At 63.1% G+C, this 16,306-nt stretch carries 21 protein-coding genes; 1 reads left to right on the top strand and 20 read right to left on the bottom strand.

Features of this window, described 5'->3' with window-relative positions; all coding sequences use genetic code 11:
* Window positions 1-285 precede the first annotated feature (285 nt).
* The 18 genes from IPM20_10665 to IPM20_10580 all read right to left on the bottom strand — a co-directional run bounded on the left by IPM20_10665 (window position 286) and on the right by IPM20_10580 (window position 14,978).
* Window positions 286-426, bottom strand: a complete 141-nt coding sequence (locus IPM20_10665) for a hypothetical protein (protein ID MBK9132079.1) — start codon at window positions 424-426, stop codon at window positions 286-288.
* Window positions 423-1,160: a hypothetical protein gene (locus IPM20_10660; GenBank protein ID MBK9132078.1), complete on the bottom strand. Its 738-nt coding sequence runs from the start codon at window positions 1,158-1,160 to the stop codon at window positions 423-425. The genes IPM20_10665 and IPM20_10660 overlap by 4 nt, the downstream gene beginning before the upstream one ends.
* 69 nt (window positions 1,161-1,229) lie before the next feature.
* Window positions 1,230-1,622 carry a DUF4160 domain-containing protein gene (locus IPM20_10655; GenBank protein ID MBK9132077.1) on the bottom strand — a complete coding sequence of 131 codons (393 nt, stop codon included), beginning with the start codon at window positions 1,620-1,622 and terminating at the stop codon, window positions 1,230-1,232.
* A gap of 346 nt (window positions 1,623-1,968) precedes the next feature.
* Entirely contained in the window at window positions 1,969-3,012 is a 1,044-nt protein-coding gene (locus tag IPM20_10650; GenBank protein MBK9132076.1) for a class I SAM-dependent methyltransferase, read from the bottom strand.
* A gap of 529 nt (window positions 3,013-3,541) precedes the next feature.
* On the bottom strand, window positions 3,542-5,014 hold the full coding sequence (locus IPM20_10645) for a cardiolipin synthase B (protein ID MBK9132075.1): 1,473 nt from the start codon (window positions 5,012-5,014) through the stop codon (window positions 3,542-3,544).
* A gap of 96 nt (window positions 5,015-5,110) precedes the next feature.
* Complete coding sequence (locus tag IPM20_10640; GenBank protein ID MBK9132074.1) at window positions 5,111-5,671, bottom strand: TIGR00645 family protein; 561 nt, start codon at window positions 5,669-5,671, stop codon at window positions 5,111-5,113.
* A 78-nt stretch (window positions 5,672-5,749) separates the two neighbouring features.
* On the bottom strand, window positions 5,750-6,268 hold the full coding sequence (locus tag IPM20_10635; protein MBK9132073.1) for a DUF4410 domain-containing protein: 519 nt from the start codon (window positions 6,266-6,268) through the stop codon (window positions 5,750-5,752).
* Window positions 6,269-6,351: 83 nt separating this feature from the next.
* Window positions 6,352-6,933 (bottom strand): hypothetical protein, encoded by a 582-nt coding sequence (locus IPM20_10630; GenBank protein ID MBK9132072.1) that lies wholly within the window; start codon window positions 6,931-6,933, stop codon window positions 6,352-6,354.
* 38 nt (window positions 6,934-6,971) lie between these two features.
* Entirely contained in the window at window positions 6,972-7,424 is a 453-nt protein-coding gene (locus tag IPM20_10625) for a hypothetical protein (protein ID MBK9132071.1), read from the bottom strand.
* Between the two features lie 25 nt (window positions 7,425-7,449).
* The gene (locus IPM20_10620) at window positions 7,450-7,824 is read right to left on the bottom strand and encodes a DUF202 domain-containing protein (protein MBK9132070.1); all 375 of its coding nucleotides are present in this window, start codon (window positions 7,822-7,824) and stop codon (window positions 7,450-7,452) included.
* A 21-nt stretch (window positions 7,825-7,845) separates the two neighbouring features.
* A complete protein-coding gene (locus IPM20_10615) occupies window positions 7,846-8,280 on the bottom strand; it encodes a phosphate-starvation-inducible PsiE family protein (GenBank protein ID MBK9132069.1) in 435 nt (144 codons plus the stop codon).
* A gap of 153 nt (window positions 8,281-8,433) precedes the next feature.
* Entirely contained in the window at window positions 8,434-8,952 is a 519-nt protein-coding gene (locus tag IPM20_10610; GenBank protein MBK9132068.1) for a cupin domain-containing protein, read from the bottom strand.
* 40 nt (window positions 8,953-8,992) lie between these two features.
* On the bottom strand, window positions 8,993-9,319 hold the full coding sequence (locus IPM20_10605) for a TfoX/Sxy family protein (protein MBK9132067.1): 327 nt from the start codon (window positions 9,317-9,319) through the stop codon (window positions 8,993-8,995).
* Between the two features lie 16 nt (window positions 9,320-9,335).
* The gene (locus tag IPM20_10600) at window positions 9,336-9,566 is read right to left on the bottom strand and encodes a hypothetical protein (protein ID MBK9132066.1); all 231 of its coding nucleotides are present in this window, start codon (window positions 9,564-9,566) and stop codon (window positions 9,336-9,338) included.
* Between the two features lie 115 nt (window positions 9,567-9,681).
* Window positions 9,682-11,499 (bottom strand): HEAT repeat domain-containing protein, encoded by a 1,818-nt coding sequence (locus tag IPM20_10595; GenBank protein MBK9132065.1) that lies wholly within the window; start codon window positions 11,497-11,499, stop codon window positions 9,682-9,684.
* A 5-nt stretch (window positions 11,500-11,504) separates the two neighbouring features.
* Window positions 11,505-13,676, bottom strand: coding sequence for a hypothetical protein (locus IPM20_10590; protein ID MBK9132064.1), 2,172 nt, complete (start codon window positions 13,674-13,676; stop codon window positions 11,505-11,507).
* Window positions 13,677-14,087: 411 nt separating this feature from the next.
* Entirely contained in the window at window positions 14,088-14,507 is a 420-nt protein-coding gene (locus IPM20_10585) for a DUF1801 domain-containing protein (protein ID MBK9132063.1), read from the bottom strand.
* A 129-nt stretch (window positions 14,508-14,636) separates the two neighbouring features.
* Entirely contained in the window at window positions 14,637-14,978 is a 342-nt protein-coding gene (locus IPM20_10580; protein ID MBK9132062.1) for a helix-turn-helix transcriptional regulator, read from the bottom strand.
* Window positions 14,979-15,098: 120 nt separating this feature from the next.
* Here IPM20_10580 and IPM20_10575 point away from each other — a divergent pair, with 120 nt between their 5' ends.
* Window positions 15,099-15,335 carry a thioredoxin family protein gene (locus IPM20_10575; GenBank protein ID MBK9132061.1) on the top strand — a complete coding sequence of 79 codons (237 nt, stop codon included), beginning with the start codon at window positions 15,099-15,101 and terminating at the stop codon, window positions 15,333-15,335.
* Between the two features lie 149 nt (window positions 15,336-15,484).
* Here the strand turns inward: IPM20_10575 and IPM20_10570 are convergent, their stop codons facing one another.
* Window positions 15,485-15,784, bottom strand: a complete 300-nt coding sequence (locus IPM20_10570) for a hypothetical protein (protein MBK9132060.1) — start codon at window positions 15,782-15,784, stop codon at window positions 15,485-15,487.
* Window positions 15,785-15,838: 54 nt separating this feature from the next.
* Window positions 15,839-16,300 carry an isoprenylcysteine carboxylmethyltransferase family protein gene (locus tag IPM20_10565; GenBank protein ID MBK9132059.1) on the bottom strand — a complete coding sequence of 154 codons (462 nt, stop codon included), beginning with the start codon at window positions 16,298-16,300 and terminating at the stop codon, window positions 15,839-15,841.
* Window positions 16,301-16,306: the final 6 nt, after the last annotated feature.

Raw genomic sequence — 16,306 nt, 5'->3', positions numbered from 1 at the left:
ATACCGGGTACGGCCCACTCTCTTGGCCCTCTACGATGAACCAACACCGCTCGCTTGGATTTGGAACCACGTTGGGAACTCGTTGATATCCTAAGCCATCATCGAACGACACGGATTCAGACTGCGGGAAGGCCTCCCACCACCAACGCCGATTTTTGCCACCAGAAAACCGGGCCAAGACCGTTCGGTTGACCTCTTCCGCTTTGGGGCGCGAGAGCCTTGCCACTTTGCCTTTCAGCTGAAGCGACTCAATGGCACGATCGATTTCGTCAGTTACTTCGCACATTACCTTGCCGCATAACGACTGAGCTCACCGGCGGGTGGCTCGCCGAGGCTGATGATGGGCACATTATCGATACCGGCCAGCGACTCGCATACCAAGTACCACCGGCCACCCGTGCGCTGCAGCGATTTGTTAGCCGTCATGGCACAGCGCTGATGGCTTTAATGGCTCTGTCGACATAGATCTGCATTTGGTCTCTGAGTATCAAGACTTCGGACGTGTCGAATCGAATGATCTCCCCAGCATTGATCCGTGGTTTCAAGGTTCGCGGGAAGGCCCCTGAGACCTGACGGACGGTTCTTTCATTGGCCTTGCCGCTTGCGTGTACGATTACGTGGCGAGCTGCCTGACCCAGAATAATGTCGTTCGTGACCGCGTCCTTCTCTAGCTGGACGCCGAGGTAGTCTCTGAAGGCGCGAGCCACTGACTGCATGTCTTGGAAATGAATGTCTTTCTTTTCAATAAGAAGGTCGGCGGCCGATTCCTTGAGTGCCCACCCCCTGTCTCTCATTTCACGAAAGGAGAGCTTCACCTCCTCATTCAAGACCTTCTCCGGTTCTCCGGCATCAAGAAGCTGTGATACAGACGTCCTAAACATGTCTGCAAGAGCGGACGTGAAGTGGGAGACCAAAAGAACCACGGCCTGGCTATGAATGGTGTCGTAGCGGGGCCGTAAGCTGTCATTGTCTTTAATGTTCCGGACCATGGTCAGCACGCGACCGCCATTCATCTGCTCATTGTCAGATTTTCTCTTCAGTTCGCTATGCAAGCCTTCAAGCAACTGAATAACAACCGTCAACACGTCCTTGTCAAAGGTCAGCAACCGCTCGACCTCTGCGCAGTTCTTCCGAAAAGTGTCAGCAACTTGCTCCAACATGACGGCTAACGCCGCGCATCACGCGCGTGCGTCCTCGCACGTCGCGTGCATGCGCTTGTTGGATGTTCCTTACGCAACTGGACCCACCGGACAGTCTGATGGGCGCGTTGCATTCCATGCGGCAACAATCGTCTCTCTTCCCCGTTCATACCACCATTCAACGAGCTTTCGGCTACGACCGTCGATCGTGCCTCGTATCAGGGAACAGTCCTCAACAGAGAAAACTGCATCGATATCTGCCGACGACACATGGAAGTGCGGCGGCGCATGTTCTCTCGAGAAGACGTCAATACGTAGCCCCTGCACTTGCGCCACAAGCTGCCTGATCTCGTACAGGCTTCCGTCTGTCCAAACCGCAAAGCCACCGGACAAAAGAAGCTCAAGGGCCGCAGCCAGCTCCACGAGTGATTTCGCCTCGCGGACACGGCGTTCGATTTCAGCATACGGGTTCACTCTTTCCATTCTGACATCCAACAGTTAATTAGACGGAATCGGTGATATTGGTGATAGGCCGATTCCGTATAACACGGATATTCCTCCCCGCTCTCCATCTGGATTCAACACCGATAATCCTACCTCAATCAATAACGAAGGGCATGGTTGTCACCATCGACAAGGAGATAATAAACCGCCTGAACGAAGTAACCTGATTACATTACCTTTATCTTGCTAACCAATATGTATTAATTCGAATCGGCCACGCAGCCTGGATCGATGGCGCGCATGCCAGTGAAGTACCTGAACCACAAAAACAAAAAGGCCGCCCCGATAACGGTGGCGGCCTTTATGTTTCAGTCTTGCTGTGACGTCAGCGCTTGTAGCCGCTGACCATGATGAAGGGGCTCGGCGGCGCCATCTGTTCGGACTTGATGTCCTTGAAGCCGACCTCGCGCAGGATGTTTTCCATTTCGGTGGTGGAGTAGGACGAACCCAGCATGGTGTTGATGATCTGGTTGACGCCGATCAGGGCGGCGAGCTTGGGGCCCTTCTTGTCGCCCCACAGCAGCTGCTCCTGGATCATGATGACGCCGTCCTTGTTCATGGAGTCGTAGCACTTCTTCAGCAGCTTCTTGATGGTCTCCGGCGATTCCTGGTTGGTCATCGAGGAGAGCAGCATGGCGTCGTTGCCGGTGCCGAGGCTGTCGGTGTTGTAGTCGCCGGGCAGCAGCTTCACGCGGTCGTGCATGTTGTACATGTCGACGACCTCCTTCGCGATCTTCAGGTTCTGCTCACGGTCCATCGCCACGGCCTTGAGGCCGGGGTAGCGCTCGCAGAACTTCACGGCGAAGGTCGCCGGGCCGCAGCCGACGTCCATCAGCTGCTTCTTGCCGGTGAGGTTGAACATCGAGGTCAGCACGTCGGACTGCGACAGCGCGCGGTTGTGCATGCCCATCATGTAATTGCGCGTCTCCTCGTCGGTGTAGGCCTGATGCATCAGCGCCGAGGGCTTGCCGGTCTTCACCGTGTTGTACAACCCGCCCCAGGCCTGGTACCAGTTCTCGAACATGTAGACGATGCCGCCCTGGTAGAACTTGCTGGACTCGGCGAGGAAGGTCTTGCTGAATTCATTGTTGCGGAAGACGTCGCCGTCGCGATCGAGGAAGCCGATCGAGACCAGCGCGCTCAGCAGCGCGCCCAGGCAGCGGCGATCGGACTCGGTCTCGCGGGCGAGGGTGTCGAGGTCCTTGCTCTTGTCGTCCAGGATGCTGAAGATGTTCAGCCGGTTGGCGGCATGCAGCACGCAGGAGTCCCAGTACGCGGAGGCCACCTGCATCACCTTCATCGGATCCATGCCGGCCGGCATGTCCCAACCCCATTCACCACTCTTCTTGTCACCCTGGGAACCTGACATGGAAACCCCCTTGATAAGATCTTATAAGTAACCTCTGAGTAATTTGTCGACCGTCATTCCGCGCTATTTAACGCCTGCCCCCGCGAAGGCGGGGGGCGGAGAGGCAGAACATCAAAGACCTGTAGCCTGCTGGAGCCTGCCCTCACACTGATCGGGGCGGGCCACATGAATTAATCCGACCTTTCCATAAGTGCAGGTAAGGTATTGAAAAATACCGGCAAAATATAGCGAAAAACAGGGGAATTGTCCAGCCGTCGGGCCGGTCCCGCGCCGGGGTCAGCCCCACCCGTGATCAGCTATGGCCTTGCCTGGCGGGGAAAAAATCGCGGTTCGGCCCCCCGTCAGTCCCGCACATGCCACAGCAACTGCCCGATGCGTTTGCGCATAGTGTTCACGCGCACCTGCCACAGGTACTTGCCGTTCTTAGCGACATGCGGGTAGCGAATCTTGAGGTCGCGCACTTCTCGTAGATCGAGTCCACCCGGGCCTCGGGCTCCTTGCCGGTCCAGGACGACAGGAGCGCCCTGCCTCACCCTCCGCGCGTGCCGGTGTCGCGCGGCGTCTTGTCGCGATGCAGCTTGTAGCCCCGGTACAGCAGCACGGCGCCGAACCAGGCGAAAACAAACAGCACCGGATACAGCAGCAGGCGGGGAAACAGCAGGAACACGCCGGCCAGCAGCAGCAGGGCCGCACCGGCGCCGAGCATCAGGCGGGCCTCGATCGGCTCCAGCACGCGCCGCCCGGTGAAGGCGGCGCCGACCGTGTTGCCGATACGCACCACGCCGGCGGCGGCGCGGCCGACACGGCCGCCGCCGCTGGTCATGACGGGATGCGGCGAATGCGGCGCGCCGGGCGCGCGCACCTTGCGCTTCGCGTCGAGCACGATCTCGGTCGCGTTGCCCAGGTCCTGGAGATAGACGCGCTCCATCTCGGCGCCGAAGCCTTCGTCCTCGACCACCACGTCCAGCTCGCAGTTGCCGAGCCAGCTCGCGAGGTTCAGATTGGTCGAGCCGACGCGCGCCCAGTTGCCGTCGGCGACCGCGGTCTTGGCGTGCAGCATGGCGCCATTCCATTCGAACACACGCACGCCCGCCTCCAGCAGCGGACGATAGCCCGCGCGCGACAGCGGCTTCAGCAACGGGATGTCGGTGCCGTTCGGCACCAGCAGGCGCACGTCGACGCCGTCCTCGGCGGCCGCGCGCAGCGCCTGCACATAGGGCGTGGTGCCGGCGTAGTAGGCATCGGTCAGCCACAGGCGCTTGCGCGCCAGCGCGGCGACGAGCTGATCGAGACGGAACATGCCCGCCGTCGACGGGACGCTGGCCACCACGCGCAGGCTCATGTCCCCCGCCGGCGCGATCCGCTCGCGCCCGGCGATCTCATCGTCGGGCAGCGGCTCGCCCAGCATCTCCCAGACCTGCGCGAAGGCCTGCTCGATGTCCGCCACCGCCGGGCCGCGCACCCTGACGCCGGCATCGCGCCAGGGCTCGAGCCTCCGCTCCGGGATGCCCGCCCACATGCGGCCGATGCACAGGCCGGTCACGAAGCCGACCTCGCCGTCGACCGCCAGCATCTTGCGATGGTCGCGCGAGGTCCAGCCGAGCGGGCTGTCCAGCCGCGGCGGATTGTAGCAGCGCACCTCGACACCGCCGCTGCGCAGGTGATTCCAGAAACCGCGCGCGGCCTTGCCGAAGCCGCCCAGCCAGTCGTAGACGAGGCGCACGCGCACGCCCGCCTGCGCCTTGCGGATCAGCGCGGCGGCGAATTCGTAGCCGATCGCGTCGTCGTGGATGATGTAGCTTTCGAAGTGGATATGGCGGCGCGCCGCCGCGATCGCAGTGAGCCAGGCGGGATAATTCTCGCGCGCGTCGCTCAGCAGACGCACTTCGTTGCCGGCGACGAGCGGGGCGCCAGCGGCGCGCGAGAAGGCCTGCCCGGCGAGGGCACGCACCTCGCTGAGGGATTCGCGGTCACGGACGGCCGCGCGGTTGCCTGCGCCCATCATCGCCTCCCTTCACCGGATGCGGACGGCGGAAAATCGTCCCCGCCGCGGGAACCGCGGACAGCCGGCGTCTTACATCATGCCGCGCGGGCGCGGCTACTCGTGCTCCAGGTCGCGATGCGCGTCCATCAGCGTCCGCGTCATGATGCGGTCGGTGAAGGCGATGGCGACGGACGAGATGATGAATGTGATGTGGATGATCACCTGCCACTTGATCGCGTGCTCGGTCATCTGCTCGGCGTTGATGAAGGTCTTCAGCAGATGGATCGACGAGATGCCGATCAGCGCCATGGACAGCTTGATCTTCATGGTCGCCGCGTTGACGTGGGCGAGCCATTCCGGCTGGTCCGGGTGCTCGCGCAGGTTGAGGCGGGAGACAAATGTCTCGTAGCCGCCGATGATGACCATGATGAGCAGGTTAGCGATCATCACCACGTCGATCAGGCCGAGCACGATCAGCATGATCTGGGTCTCGCCGATCTTGTGCGCGTCGTGCACGAGATGCCAGAGTTCGACCCCGAACAGATAGACATAGACGCCCTGGGCGACGATCAGGCCCAGGTAGAGCGGGGCCTGCAGCCAGCGGCTCCAGAAAATGATCTCGGCCAGACCGGTCAGCGCGGTGTTGCGATGCACCAGGGTTTTGCTTTCGCTCATGCCATCCTCAGGATCGGAGTATTCGGGTTCGGGATAAAAATACCGGACTATCTTATAGAATTTTCGTCCGCCTCCCAACTATCCCGCGGCATCCGCCGTCCGGCGCCAGTCGGACAATACGGTGGCCAATGCCTGACTCAGGCGATCCATGGCGATCTCGATGGTGCCCCGCGGCCAATCGGTGTTCGGGGGATAGAGCGGGGATTCACCCTGCAGATGAAAGGTGCTCAGGTCCCGTCCCGTCGCGCTGTCGCGCACGGTGATATCGGCGCCCACTTCGTTGCTGCCCGCCATCCGGCCCAGGGCGATGCGCAGCGGCTCATGCACGCGGACGAAGCGCGTGATGTTCACCTGCAGGATCAGCCGGTCGGCGGCGGACGTGTCGTCGCCGGCCTCGACCGCGCTGAACACCCGGCGTTCACGCAGCGCCGCGACGATGCGGTCCTGCAGCGCCTGCACATAGGGCTCGCCCTTCTGCACCTCGGTGGTCACCTGGACCGTCACCGAACGATAGGTCTCGAAGCCGGCGGGCCGCTGCGGCCGGCCCGCGCAGGCGGCCAGCAACACCATTCCGGAAATCCACAAGATCTTTCGCATGGTCGACGACTCCGGCGCCCTGCGCGCGGGTTTCAGATCCACTCAGTATAGTGCCGTCCGCGCGGCCGTCCCAAATCGATCCCTTAGGCGGCCAGGACGCGCCGACGGTGGAGCGCGAGTGCGATCAGCAGGACACAGGCCGCGCCGATGACGGCCGGGAACAGGACGGTGGTCAGCGAATAATTCTCCAGCGCCAGGATCACGATCAGGTTGCGGGCGGCGAACAGCCCGAAGAACACCAGGGATTCGGACCACGGGAAGTGATAGACCTTGCGCACCGTCGGCCCGAAGCCGAGCACATCAACGAGGGTCAGGATCGCCACCGCCCACAGCGGGTCGGCGGTCGCATACCACAGCGGCAGGGCCCACAGCGCGAGGGTGAAGAACAGCCAGTCGAGCCGCGAGATCGAGATGTCCGACTTTCTGCTCCAGGCCAGCAGCGCGATCAGCAGCGTGATGACGCCCGAGATCCCGATCGGCCAGGCGCCGACACCGCCGCCGCCCTCGCGCTGCGCCAGAAACACGATGAAGGTGGTCGAACCCCAGATGACCCAGGAGAACACGTGCGGCTTGCTCTCGTGTTTCAGGATCGAGCGGATGTACGGCAGGAACGCCGCCAGCGTGAGGACGACGGCGACTACACTCAGGAGTTCTTTGACGGACATGGGAGTTCCACGGCAATGGACGGGCGCGGCACTGCGCGCTATTTCATCAACACGAACCGGATCAGCAGATCGCCGAAGCCCCACAGGAACGTCCCGGTCGCGAGCAGGGAAAATTCCTGCACGCCGAAGGAAAATTTCAGGCCCTGCGCCAGTTGCTCCGCGTGCTGCTGAAAGCCTTTTTCGATTTCATCGAGCTTGTCCTCGATCTCCCCGGGCGCGTTGCCGCGCGCGCTGAGCGAAGCCTTGGCGCGGACGATCGCGTTGCGGCGGCGCCAGCGGAGCCGTCCGAGGAGCACCCGTTCCTGCAGGATGCCGCCGAGGGCGGACCACAGGCCGAGCATCACCACCGCGCACCCGGCGCGGGACAGCCATTCGTAGCCCAGGTAGCGGATATGGGATAAATACAGGCCCAGGGTGACGAGCGCGAGCGCGGCGGCCCAGATCATCGCCTGCAGTGGCCAACTGTGAATCGAGGTCTGCTGCGCGGACACGCGTGCTCTCCCGGACCGGCCGCGCTTACCCGACCCGGCCGAGGATCAGCGCGAGGATCAGCAGGACGCCCAGCACGGCGACGAGGCCGTTGACGACCAGCCCCCACTTGGCCGGATAGTCCGGCGGGAACTCCTCCGGGCTCAGGGTCTTCAGCACGATGACGTACTGGCGGGCGGACAGGAACGAGAATACACAGCCCAGGAAGATGAAGAAGACCCCGATCCAGAAGCTCAGCACGGCCTGTATCGCATGCGTGCTGCCCGGCGCCAGCACCTGCAGCAGCAGGCCGGCGCGCTCGACGATGAAGCCGAAGGCGATCAGCGACAGGCTGGTACGGTTCCACGACAGCAGCGTGCGCTCGGCGGCGAACAGCACCCTGGGGTCTTTCAGATCGGACATTTGATCCCCCCTGACCGGCGCTCAATACGGCGGCGCATTTGCGTCCCGGACCCTGCGCGCCGAACGCGCGTGGCCGTAGCGGAGCAGCAGGTAGGTCAGCCCGAGCAGCGCGGCGGTCGCGGCCCACATGCCGACATCCTCGAACGTCGGCTGCTCGTTGTCCACCGGGATCAGGATGATCTCGCGCACGACGACCACGAGGGCGACCTCAATGAACACTGCCACGTCGATGGGCTGTCCGCGCAGGAAACCGATCTCGGTCTGGATCAGTTCGAGCATGGTCCACAGCAGCAGCAGTATGGCCAGCGCGTGGATGAAGCCCGTGAACAGGGTGCGGGCCTCGATGGCGTGGAGGATCTCCACGAAGAAATGGACGGTGATCACCGCCGTGGCGACGACCAGCGCGACGCCGATGACGGCATGGCCGACGGTCGTGGTCACGGTCAGCAGTTTCATCACGTGGCGCGTCAGCGGCGTGTCGTCGGCCGGACGCGGGTCCTGCGCTGCCGGGTCTACGTTCATGGATCACCTGCCCTGTAGTTGCCCGTCGCCCATACTACACAAGCGCGTACTTATCAGAAAGACAGGCCGGACGCCGCGCGGTTCCGGCTATTCGCCTTCCCAGTAACCGACCGAGTCCTCCGCGCGGCCGACATAGCGGAAGACCTGGGGCGGCTCGCCGGCCCCGGCCGGGAATTCGGCGAGCACGCCGAACTTGCCCGAATCGGGGTATTCGGCGATCTCGGGCGTGATCTTGGTGCTGACGGCCAGGTATCTCAGCACACCGTCGCCGGTATTGATGATCTGGTGCGCCGCCTCGCGGCCGCCCGGCGGACAGGCGAAGAAATCCCCGGGCCGGATCGGATAGCGCGCCTGCCCGAGACGCAGCTCGCCGCTGCCTTCGAGGATGAAGAACATCTCCTCGTTCACCCGGTGGTTGTGGAACGGAAAGGCGCGCTTGCCGGGCGGGACCTCGGTAATGTTGTAGCCCAGCTTCTGCGCCCCGACGCGGGGGCCGATCATGCCCATCCTGGCATCGAAGCGCTCCGCCGCCGCGCCTGTGGCCGCCATTCCCGTCGATCGCGGTTGAAGGTCGATCTCGGTGATGTTGATGACTGGTCGGGTCATGTATCTCTCCTCTGCTCGGTATCCCTTGTGGCGCGCCCGCTCAGGTTCGGCGCCCGCGCAGCGCGGCTTCAAACGCGCGCCGGGCCCAGCGCGCCGCCTCGGCGGGATCCTCCAGCACGACATCGGGCGCGCGGTAGTAGGACAGCCGGGTCGGCTTGCCCCGCCGCAGGTATTCGAACTGCGGCAAGCGCTGCTCGCGGAAGTGCGCCGCGTTGACCCCATCCGCCTTCAGGTACAGCGTCTCATCCACGATCAGCCCGAACATCAGGCCGTCGTGATAGACGCCATGGCCGCCGAACATCCGGCGCGCCTCGATCGGCCCGAATTCCCGCAACACATCCCGCAGATGATCGATGAACTCATTCATCTCTATATATATGGCATCAGCCCTGGGCCATGAACGCGTCATGGAACATGACACTCCCCCGCGGGATGCGGCCGTCGAGTTCCGCCACCAGCGAGACCGTCAGGGCCCCGGCCGCGCACAGGGCGGCGACGATGAACTGCTCGGTGTGATTGCTGATCGCCATGTCCCGGAACGCGGTGACGGTGACCGCGGCGATCGCGTCCACGTCGGCCGGGGTCTCGTCCCTGATGACGATATCGGGATTCATGAATGTCGCGCGAAAACCCTGGGGACGCCCACCTGGATGCACCGGGACCGACGGCGATGAAATCGTAGCATTCCTTGCGATCGGGTGGGTAGAGAATCCCGGCGCCGGGGAATGGCTACGGATTCCCGGCCAGCGCCTCGGCGACCTTCTGCCGGATGCGCTTCGAGGGTTCGCTGCGCATGATGTCCCGGAGCACGGGCTCGTTGGCGGGAAATTTGCCGAGGTTGTCGCTCAACAGCACCGCGATGTTGTAGCGCGTGCCTTCATCGACTTCCGTGCGTACCGCCTGCCTGAACATCGCCATCGCGGATTCGGTGGGCTGCGTCCAGGATTGCAGCGACTCGGCGATCGCGCCGCGCACATACCCGTTGTCGTCCTCGCGGAACCGGGTCACCAGTTCCCCGGCGATCGGGTCGGCGCCCAGCGTGCCCAGCGACAGCGCCGTCGCGCGCCGGACCGACGGGGCGGAATCGTACAGGAATGCGGAGACATCCTGCGCCAGCGTCGGATCCCGGGTGTTGCCCAGGGCGGTGATGAAATCACTGCGCGCGGCCGTATCTCGCGCGCCCTGCGCATTGCTGAGCAGGTCCGCACGCAGCGATTCATAGGCCGGATCCTCGGCCTTGCGCAGCGCGCCGCCGATACTGCCGAGGGCGAAGGCGGCGGAACTCGCCATTCGCTGGCGATCGCCGCCCGCGTAGTTCCGGGTTGCGCCCCACAGCGTCGAGAGGGTTTCCCCGGAGGGCTGCCTGATCCCGCTCATCGCCACGATGGCGCGCATGCCGTCCTTGAGTGACCAGCTGCTGTCGTTGACCACCCTGGCCAGCGCGGTCTGCGCGCTGTCGGTACCCGCCAGTTCGAGCGCCAGGTACAGGTCGGCGCGGGTGCGATCGCCGAGTTCCTGCGTGCGCAGGGCATCGAGTATCAGCGCGGGCAGCGAGGCATCGACGCGCAGCAGGTCGCGCAGGCGATGGATCAGCGTCAATCGCCCCTGCGTGGCGGCGTCGAGTTGCGGTATCGTCGCCCGGATCTCCCGCCGCGCCTGTTCGGGCGTCATGTCCAGCTTCTTGTCCTGCACCCGTGCCCGGTCGTCGACCGCGGCCGGTGCCGGGGTGAAATCCCACAGTTTCGCCGGGAACGCGGCCCGTGCATCTTCCTGCAGTGCCAGCGTCGCGTGATTGCTCACCTTCATCACCGGACCGCCCTGGTCCTTCGAGGTCATGTTCTCCGCCACGTCCATCGCCGCGATCCAGTCGCGCGCGGCGTCGAGTCTGAACGTCTCCGTGGATTCGACGTCCGACCAGATGACCATACCGGCCGCCGCGGCGGTGAAGCGGCGCTTGGATTTCTCGAAACGGTTCGGTCCGCTGCGCCGATAGGCCGCCTCATAGGTCCCTGAACCGTTGGTCTCCAGCGTTACCCAACTGTCGGCCGGCGCCAGGCTGACCTGAAAGGTGCGCACCAGGTTTTCCAGGATGCTGCGGTTTTGCTGGCTGACTTCGGCGGGAAACTCGAATGCCTGCGGCATGCCGCTGGCGGCGAAACGCACCCTGAACGGCGCGGCGAGCGCACGATTGGTGCCGGCATCCATGGCGCCGTTGATCTTCAGCTCCGGCGAGGACAGCCGCATGCCGACCAGGGCCTCGCTGGCGTCGGATTTCAGGGTCAGGGTATCGAGCAGTCCCTGCAACTGCACCTGTATGGAGGATGGTCTGTTCGTCGCCCCCTGCATCCGCATCGAGGACTCCGACACCACCCGGTATTGCTGGGACACCCCGTCATGCCACTGCAGCGAAGTCGCGGCCGGGTTCGCCGAAGTAGCCGACGGGTCAGGCGCCGGGGGGGTCTTGTCTCCGCGCCACGGCAACCCGACCGCGAGCACTATCACGACACCCAGCGCCAGCGCGGCCGGCAGTATCCATCGCCGTTTCATTCACATCAAGGCACGAAGTACGCCGGCGACTGGCCGCTGACGATGACCACGTCGAGCTGGGCGAACGGATCCTCGAACAGGACATCCTCGCGGCGGAACAGCGCCGGCGTGCTGTAGATGTTCTTCGTCGCCTTGATCGTGACCAGCTTCAGGCACGGCACCTTGACGAATCCCCACTTGCAGGTCTTGATCGCCGGCACCGAGTACTTGGCGAACAGGTTTATCTTGCCCTGCGGCCCGGTGAAGATATTGCTCAGCTTCTGCAGCTGGGTGATCATGAATTCCACGTCACCGCTGGCGAAGCCGTCATCGATCACCTCAATCTCGGTGCCGATGAAATAGATGAGCCGTTCATCGAGCAGCGTCAACACGCCTTCGACGCCGACCGCGAATACCACGGTGCCGACCCCGGCGAACATGCCCGCCTCGAGGTTGGCGAATGGACCGATGGAACTTCCCACGGACACCACCGCGTTGCCGCCGCCGAACACCGGAGGGTCATCGTCGGCATAACCGACGGCCAGCTCGAGACCGAAATTGCCGCCGACGGAACCGCCGGCGATCATCGGGACGGGTCCGACGAAGAACTGCTGCTGCTTTTCGATCTCTTTCGAATACGAGATCAGGCTTCCCGATATCGCGACCGTGAGCGGTGGCGTGGACTCGAGCACGAGGCCCAGAAAGCGTATCTCGCGCGAGAATCCCGACTGTTCCGAGGCCGGTTTGTTCAGGTAATCGGGCACCAGTTGCGCGCGCGCGGTGATGCGATAGAAATCGAATGTCGTGCCGAACAGCGTGACCGGAATACCGGCGGTGACTTCCTCGATATAGCCCCGACTGTCCGCCGTGGCGCCGGCGCCGAAATCGAGATTGAAGGCGAAGTGTTCGTTGTTGTTCTTCGTGGCGAAGCCGTCGCCCGACGTCAGCGGCTCGGAAGGCGTGTTGTGCAGGGGCACGTAGCTGCCGGTGTTATATAAAGGTGTGCCGGGCGGCAGGGGCGGCAGGAAGATCTCGATCGATGGACACTGCTCGTTATCGGTCGCATCGCCGTCGGTGACCGCCGGGTCGGACGGGCGGATCTTGACACAGACCGCGAAATCCAGCGCGGCCAGACTGGTGCTTTCATCGCCGCGCACGCCGCTGAACGGCAACCCGGAGAGGAATGCCCGCAACTGATCGATCGCGGCCGCGGTGAGGTCCGGCGGCGGGATGGTCGGCGGCGTCGCGTCCAGGGCGCAGGTCCCGGTGCAGGGTACCACCGGGTAACGCAGCGCCTGCTCCAGCTCGTCACCGAGCTTGCCGGGGAAATAGAAATCCATGTGCTCGGAATTGCGATCGAGATCGTCGAGATCCGCCTCGTCCCCGATGATCTCCGCCAGCTGCGGCGTGAACGTGCCCATCGGGAGCCATTCGACCGTGGTCGGAGTGCCGGTTTCGGGATCGATGCCGTAGGCATTCATGTAGCGCTGCTCGTCCGAGTTCCACAGGTACACCGGCAGGTCGAGCGTCGCGTTGGTGTCCGTGCGCGTGATGCGCAGGCTGGCGAAGGCCTCGATGTCGACCGTCTCGCCCACTTCCAGACCGTCGGAGCCGACCGTGATCGTGCCGCCGGCGTCGGCGTTGTAGACGTTGCCGGCGTCCACATCCACCTGATCGCTGTATTCGCCGGTATTGATGATCAGCGCGCTGCGATCGAGCGCCACTTCGGTCAGCAGGACATTCGGATCGATGGTGGGTCCCAGCGTGATCTGGACCGAGGCGGTGTTATCGTCCTCGTTTTCCTCTTCGATCTCCTCGACCGGATCGACGACGGCGGCGATGTGATACGGGCCGCTGAATTCGACGCTGGACGGCACATTGACGTTCAGCTCGTGGTCGCTGCTGCCCGCCGGCAGGTCCGCGATGACCTCGGTGCCGATCGGGATCTGCCGGACCTCGGCGTTGGGGTCCGAGGTCTCGTCGATGGCAAACAGCGAGACGGTGACGTCGTTCGCCGCCCGGTCCGCGGTCAAGGACACGTTCGCCGTCAGCGGGTGAGCGATGCGGGGATCCGGTGTCGTGATCGCGATCGAGGTGACGGCGATATTGTTCGGGGAGTCGCCGCCCCCGCTATTGCAGGCCGCCAGCGAGGTGATCGCGGTAAGAAAAGCCGTCGCGCGGAAAATATTCATGGTCATAGCCCCCATGCTGCGCCATAGAAGATCTCTTCTTCCAGAAGATACGGTCGCAGGGTCGCTGTAACGACAGGCCAGGGAGACTGACCATGGACGCATCGTGGTCCACGGCAGAACAGCGGCAGGCGACGGGTGTTTTGCTCTCGTTTTTTCCGAGTGTATACACAAACGCCGGGATCACCAAAAGTAAATTGGCTGACGCGTATCGAGTCATGTCCGCGCGTGACCCGATATCCCGATAAACTACTTAACCACCTGGATAAAACTGTCCTCGCGCGCGCTCGACGCGATGATCCTAAACCCTACTTGCATGCGGGACTCTATGCGGCGAGATCAGACAGACAATCACCCGGAATTCCCGCCTGCGCGAGGATGACACCTGCATTTTCGCCCATGACCGATTTCAGATAGGGACTAGATCTCCAGACGGCGACGCATGTCCGCGCAGGCAGTCTCGATCAGCGCCCGGAGCGCCCGTTCATCGATCCCGACTCCGGGCCTGAGCTTCACATGACGCATGAATTTTCCGCTGCCTTCCAGCAGCGCCGCCGGATCCGCCAGTTCCGCGCCACGGAAGAATCCAACATTGACGTGCGCGCTGAAGACGTTGACGTAGGCGAAGGCCGCATCGCCGATGCACGCGGTCGGATGACCGTCGTGCAGCAGCTCCCGTACATCCTCCCCGCAGCGGCGCATGACCTCGAACCAGCGCCGCGCGATCGCGCCCAGTTCCCCCGGATGATCGCGCATCCAGCCCTCGATGGCCGGATCCCGCCTTACCCCGCCGGGAAAGCGCAGCAGGCGGTTCGCGGAGTTTTCCGTATCGCGTCTCATCCCGCGCGCACCTGACGGGCAGTCACCGGACAGGCGCCTGGCGCAATCCGATCTGTGCAGAAACCGCCAGGGTATTTCAAGTGTATTCTCCCGGACGTGTCACGGCGGGCGGTAAACGAATGGCGCTGCTTACCTGAGCTTCTTCTCATCGAGATCAGAATCGAGGGCCTGAATCTGCTGAATGATTCTGACGAGGTCCTCGCCCGAGGACGTCAGCGAGTATTCGGTGCGCGGCGGCACCTCCGCGAAGCTTTTCTTCTCGAGCAGGCCGTAGGAAGTCAGCTTGCGCAGACGCTCCGACAGCACCTTGGTGGAAATGCCGTCGATGTGCCGCTCCAGGCTGCCGGGACGATTGACCCCGGCGCCGATGGACAGCAGCACCGACACCGACCACTTGCAGCCGATGACGTCCTCCAGTTTGCGGTAGACGCTCGGTGCACGGCCGCTGATTTTCTTTTTCCTGAGAGTCATGAATTTACACCAAAAGGTGCCTACCCCACCCGCGGGTGCCCGCTTTTCCGGCGGTGATCCCGGCACTATTGTGATGGCGTAGTTTCATCATGACGGCAACATACCATCAGGAGTGACATCATGAAAGCGAAAGCGATTTTTTATCATGCGGGCTGTCCGGTATGCGTGGCGGCCGAACAAAGCGTGGCCGGGGCGATCGACCCGTCCCGCTATGACCTGGAGATCGTGCATCTCGGCACCAGCAAGAACCGCGTGCGCGAGGCGGAAGCCGCCGGGATCAAGTCGGTGCCCGCGCTGCTGCTGGATGGCGCACCGTTCCACATCAACTACGGCGCGAGTCTCGCCGACCTGAAATAGCCGTTCCTGTTGCACAGCACCTCTTTGAGAGAGGTAGCGATTTGTTGGCTCGTGCTGAAGGGGCCGGTACCTAGAGATCGACACCGGGGTGCCGGCCCTTTTTTTCCAATGGCGATAGAATAAAAACCGGGCATTGCCAGGAACCCTCCTCATTCGAGGATCTGATAAACCGCGTATTTCCGCATCGCGTGCCTGGGCACGCGGCATTCAACAACAACCTCCGCGCTGCGAACACGCCAGGATCCCTTGACGATCAGCGTCGCGCCCTCCTCCCACCAGGAGGCCGACCAGTTGTAAGGCGTTTCGCCCGTTCCGACAAAATGCGCCTCGGTCTCGGCCTTGCACCAGTCGCGCAACTCGGAACCGGAATTGATCGGCACATCCTCATCGTCCGCCTGAACCGCGATCGAACATATCAGCAATACAAGAAAACCGATTCGCTTCACCATGATCTTTCACCTTGAATCAGCACCGATATCCCTCCCCATAAAGTCAATTGGACTTCACAACCAGCGCCGGACGCGGCGGACGTACTGCTCGTAGCGTTCACCGAAGACCCCGGCGAGAATTCGCTCTTCCGGCAGGATCTGAAAGCGGGTGATGTAGATCATAGTGAGGATCGGGCCCGCGAACGCCAGCCATGCCGACAAATAGACCGCCCAGCCGAGCAGCAGGAACAGCAGGCCGACGTACATCGGATTGCGCGTGATCGCGTACACGCCGGTGACAACCAGCACCGAGGCCCGTTCCGGGTGCAAGGGATTGAAGGTCGTGCGGGCGGTGCGAAAGGCGTGCAGGCCAACCAGGTCGAAGCCGAGGCCGATGGCGACGAGCAGTCCGGCGAGGACATGGCGCAGTGTATCCTCGAGCGGGAGCAGCGGTCCCACCGAGGAGACGAGCCACATCGCCGCTGCGGCAAGCGCGCCCACGATGGGGGGAGGGATCTTGTGATCAAGCGATGACATCACTTA

This window comes from Gammaproteobacteria bacterium (genome assembly GCA_016716465.1).
Taxonomy (GTDB): domain Bacteria; phylum Pseudomonadota; class Gammaproteobacteria; order SZUA-140; family SZUA-140; genus JADJWH01.
The sequence above is the reverse complement of the archived record's forward strand: the minus strand, read 5'-3'. Positions and strand labels throughout refer to the sequence as shown.

Excerpts from the sequence above, each read along its gene's own strand:
- IPM20_10665 (MBK9132079.1), bottom strand. The coding sequence starts at position 426 with ATGACGGCTAACAAATCGCTGCAGCGCACGGGTGGCCGGTGGTACTTG.
- IPM20_10660 (MBK9132078.1), bottom strand. The coding sequence starts at position 1,160 with ATGTTGGAGCAAGTTGCTGACACTTTTCGGAAGAACTGCGCAGAGGTC.
- IPM20_10655 (MBK9132077.1), bottom strand. The coding sequence starts at position 1,622 with ATGGAAAGAGTGAACCCGTATGCTGAAATCGAACGCCGTGTCCGCGAG.
- IPM20_10650 (MBK9132076.1), bottom strand. The coding sequence starts at position 3,012 with ATGTCAGGTTCCCAGGGTGACAAGAAGAGTGGTGAATGGGGTTGGGAC.
- IPM20_10645 (MBK9132075.1), bottom strand. The coding sequence starts at position 5,014 with ATGGGCGCAGGCAACCGCGCGGCCGTCCGTGACCGCGAATCCCTCAGC.
- IPM20_10640 (MBK9132074.1), bottom strand. The coding sequence starts at position 5,671 with ATGAGCGAAAGCAAAACCCTGGTGCATCGCAACACCGCGCTGACCGGT.
- IPM20_10635 (MBK9132073.1), bottom strand. The coding sequence starts at position 6,268 with ATGCGAAAGATCTTGTGGATTTCCGGAATGGTGTTGCTGGCCGCCTGC.
- IPM20_10630 (MBK9132072.1), bottom strand. The coding sequence starts at position 6,933 with ATGTCCGTCAAAGAACTCCTGAGTGTAGTCGCCGTCGTCCTCACGCTG.
- IPM20_10620 (MBK9132070.1), bottom strand. The coding sequence starts at position 7,824 with ATGTCCGATCTGAAAGACCCCAGGGTGCTGTTCGCCGCCGAGCGCACG.
- IPM20_10615 (MBK9132069.1), bottom strand. The coding sequence starts at position 8,280 with ATGAAACTGCTGACCGTGACCACGACCGTCGGCCATGCCGTCATCGGC.
- IPM20_10610 (MBK9132068.1), bottom strand. The coding sequence starts at position 8,952 with ATGACCCGACCAGTCATCAACATCACCGAGATCGACCTTCAACCGCGA.
- IPM20_10605 (MBK9132067.1), bottom strand. The coding sequence starts at position 9,319 with ATGAATGAGTTCATCGATCATCTGCGGGATGTGTTGCGGGAATTCGGG.
- IPM20_10600 (MBK9132066.1), bottom strand. The coding sequence starts at position 9,566 with ATGAATCCCGATATCGTCATCAGGGACGAGACCCCGGCCGACGTGGAC.
- IPM20_10595 (MBK9132065.1), bottom strand. The coding sequence starts at position 11,499 with ATGAAACGGCGATGGATACTGCCGGCCGCGCTGGCGCTGGGTGTCGTG.
- IPM20_10590 (MBK9132064.1), bottom strand. The coding sequence starts at position 13,676 with ATGACCATGAATATTTTCCGCGCGACGGCTTTTCTTACCGCGATCACC.
- IPM20_10585 (MBK9132063.1), bottom strand. The coding sequence starts at position 14,507 with ATGAGACGCGATACGGAAAACTCCGCGAACCGCCTGCTGCGCTTTCCC.
- IPM20_10580 (MBK9132062.1), bottom strand. The coding sequence starts at position 14,978 with ATGACTCTCAGGAAAAAGAAAATCAGCGGCCGTGCACCGAGCGTCTAC.
- IPM20_10575 (MBK9132061.1), top strand. The coding sequence starts at position 15,099 with ATGAAAGCGAAAGCGATTTTTTATCATGCGGGCTGTCCGGTATGCGTG.
- IPM20_10570 (MBK9132060.1), bottom strand. The coding sequence starts at position 15,784 with ATGGTGAAGCGAATCGGTTTTCTTGTATTGCTGATATGTTCGATCGCG.
- IPM20_10565 (MBK9132059.1), bottom strand. The coding sequence starts at position 16,300 with ATGTCATCGCTTGATCACAAGATCCCTCCCCCCATCGTGGGCGCGCTT.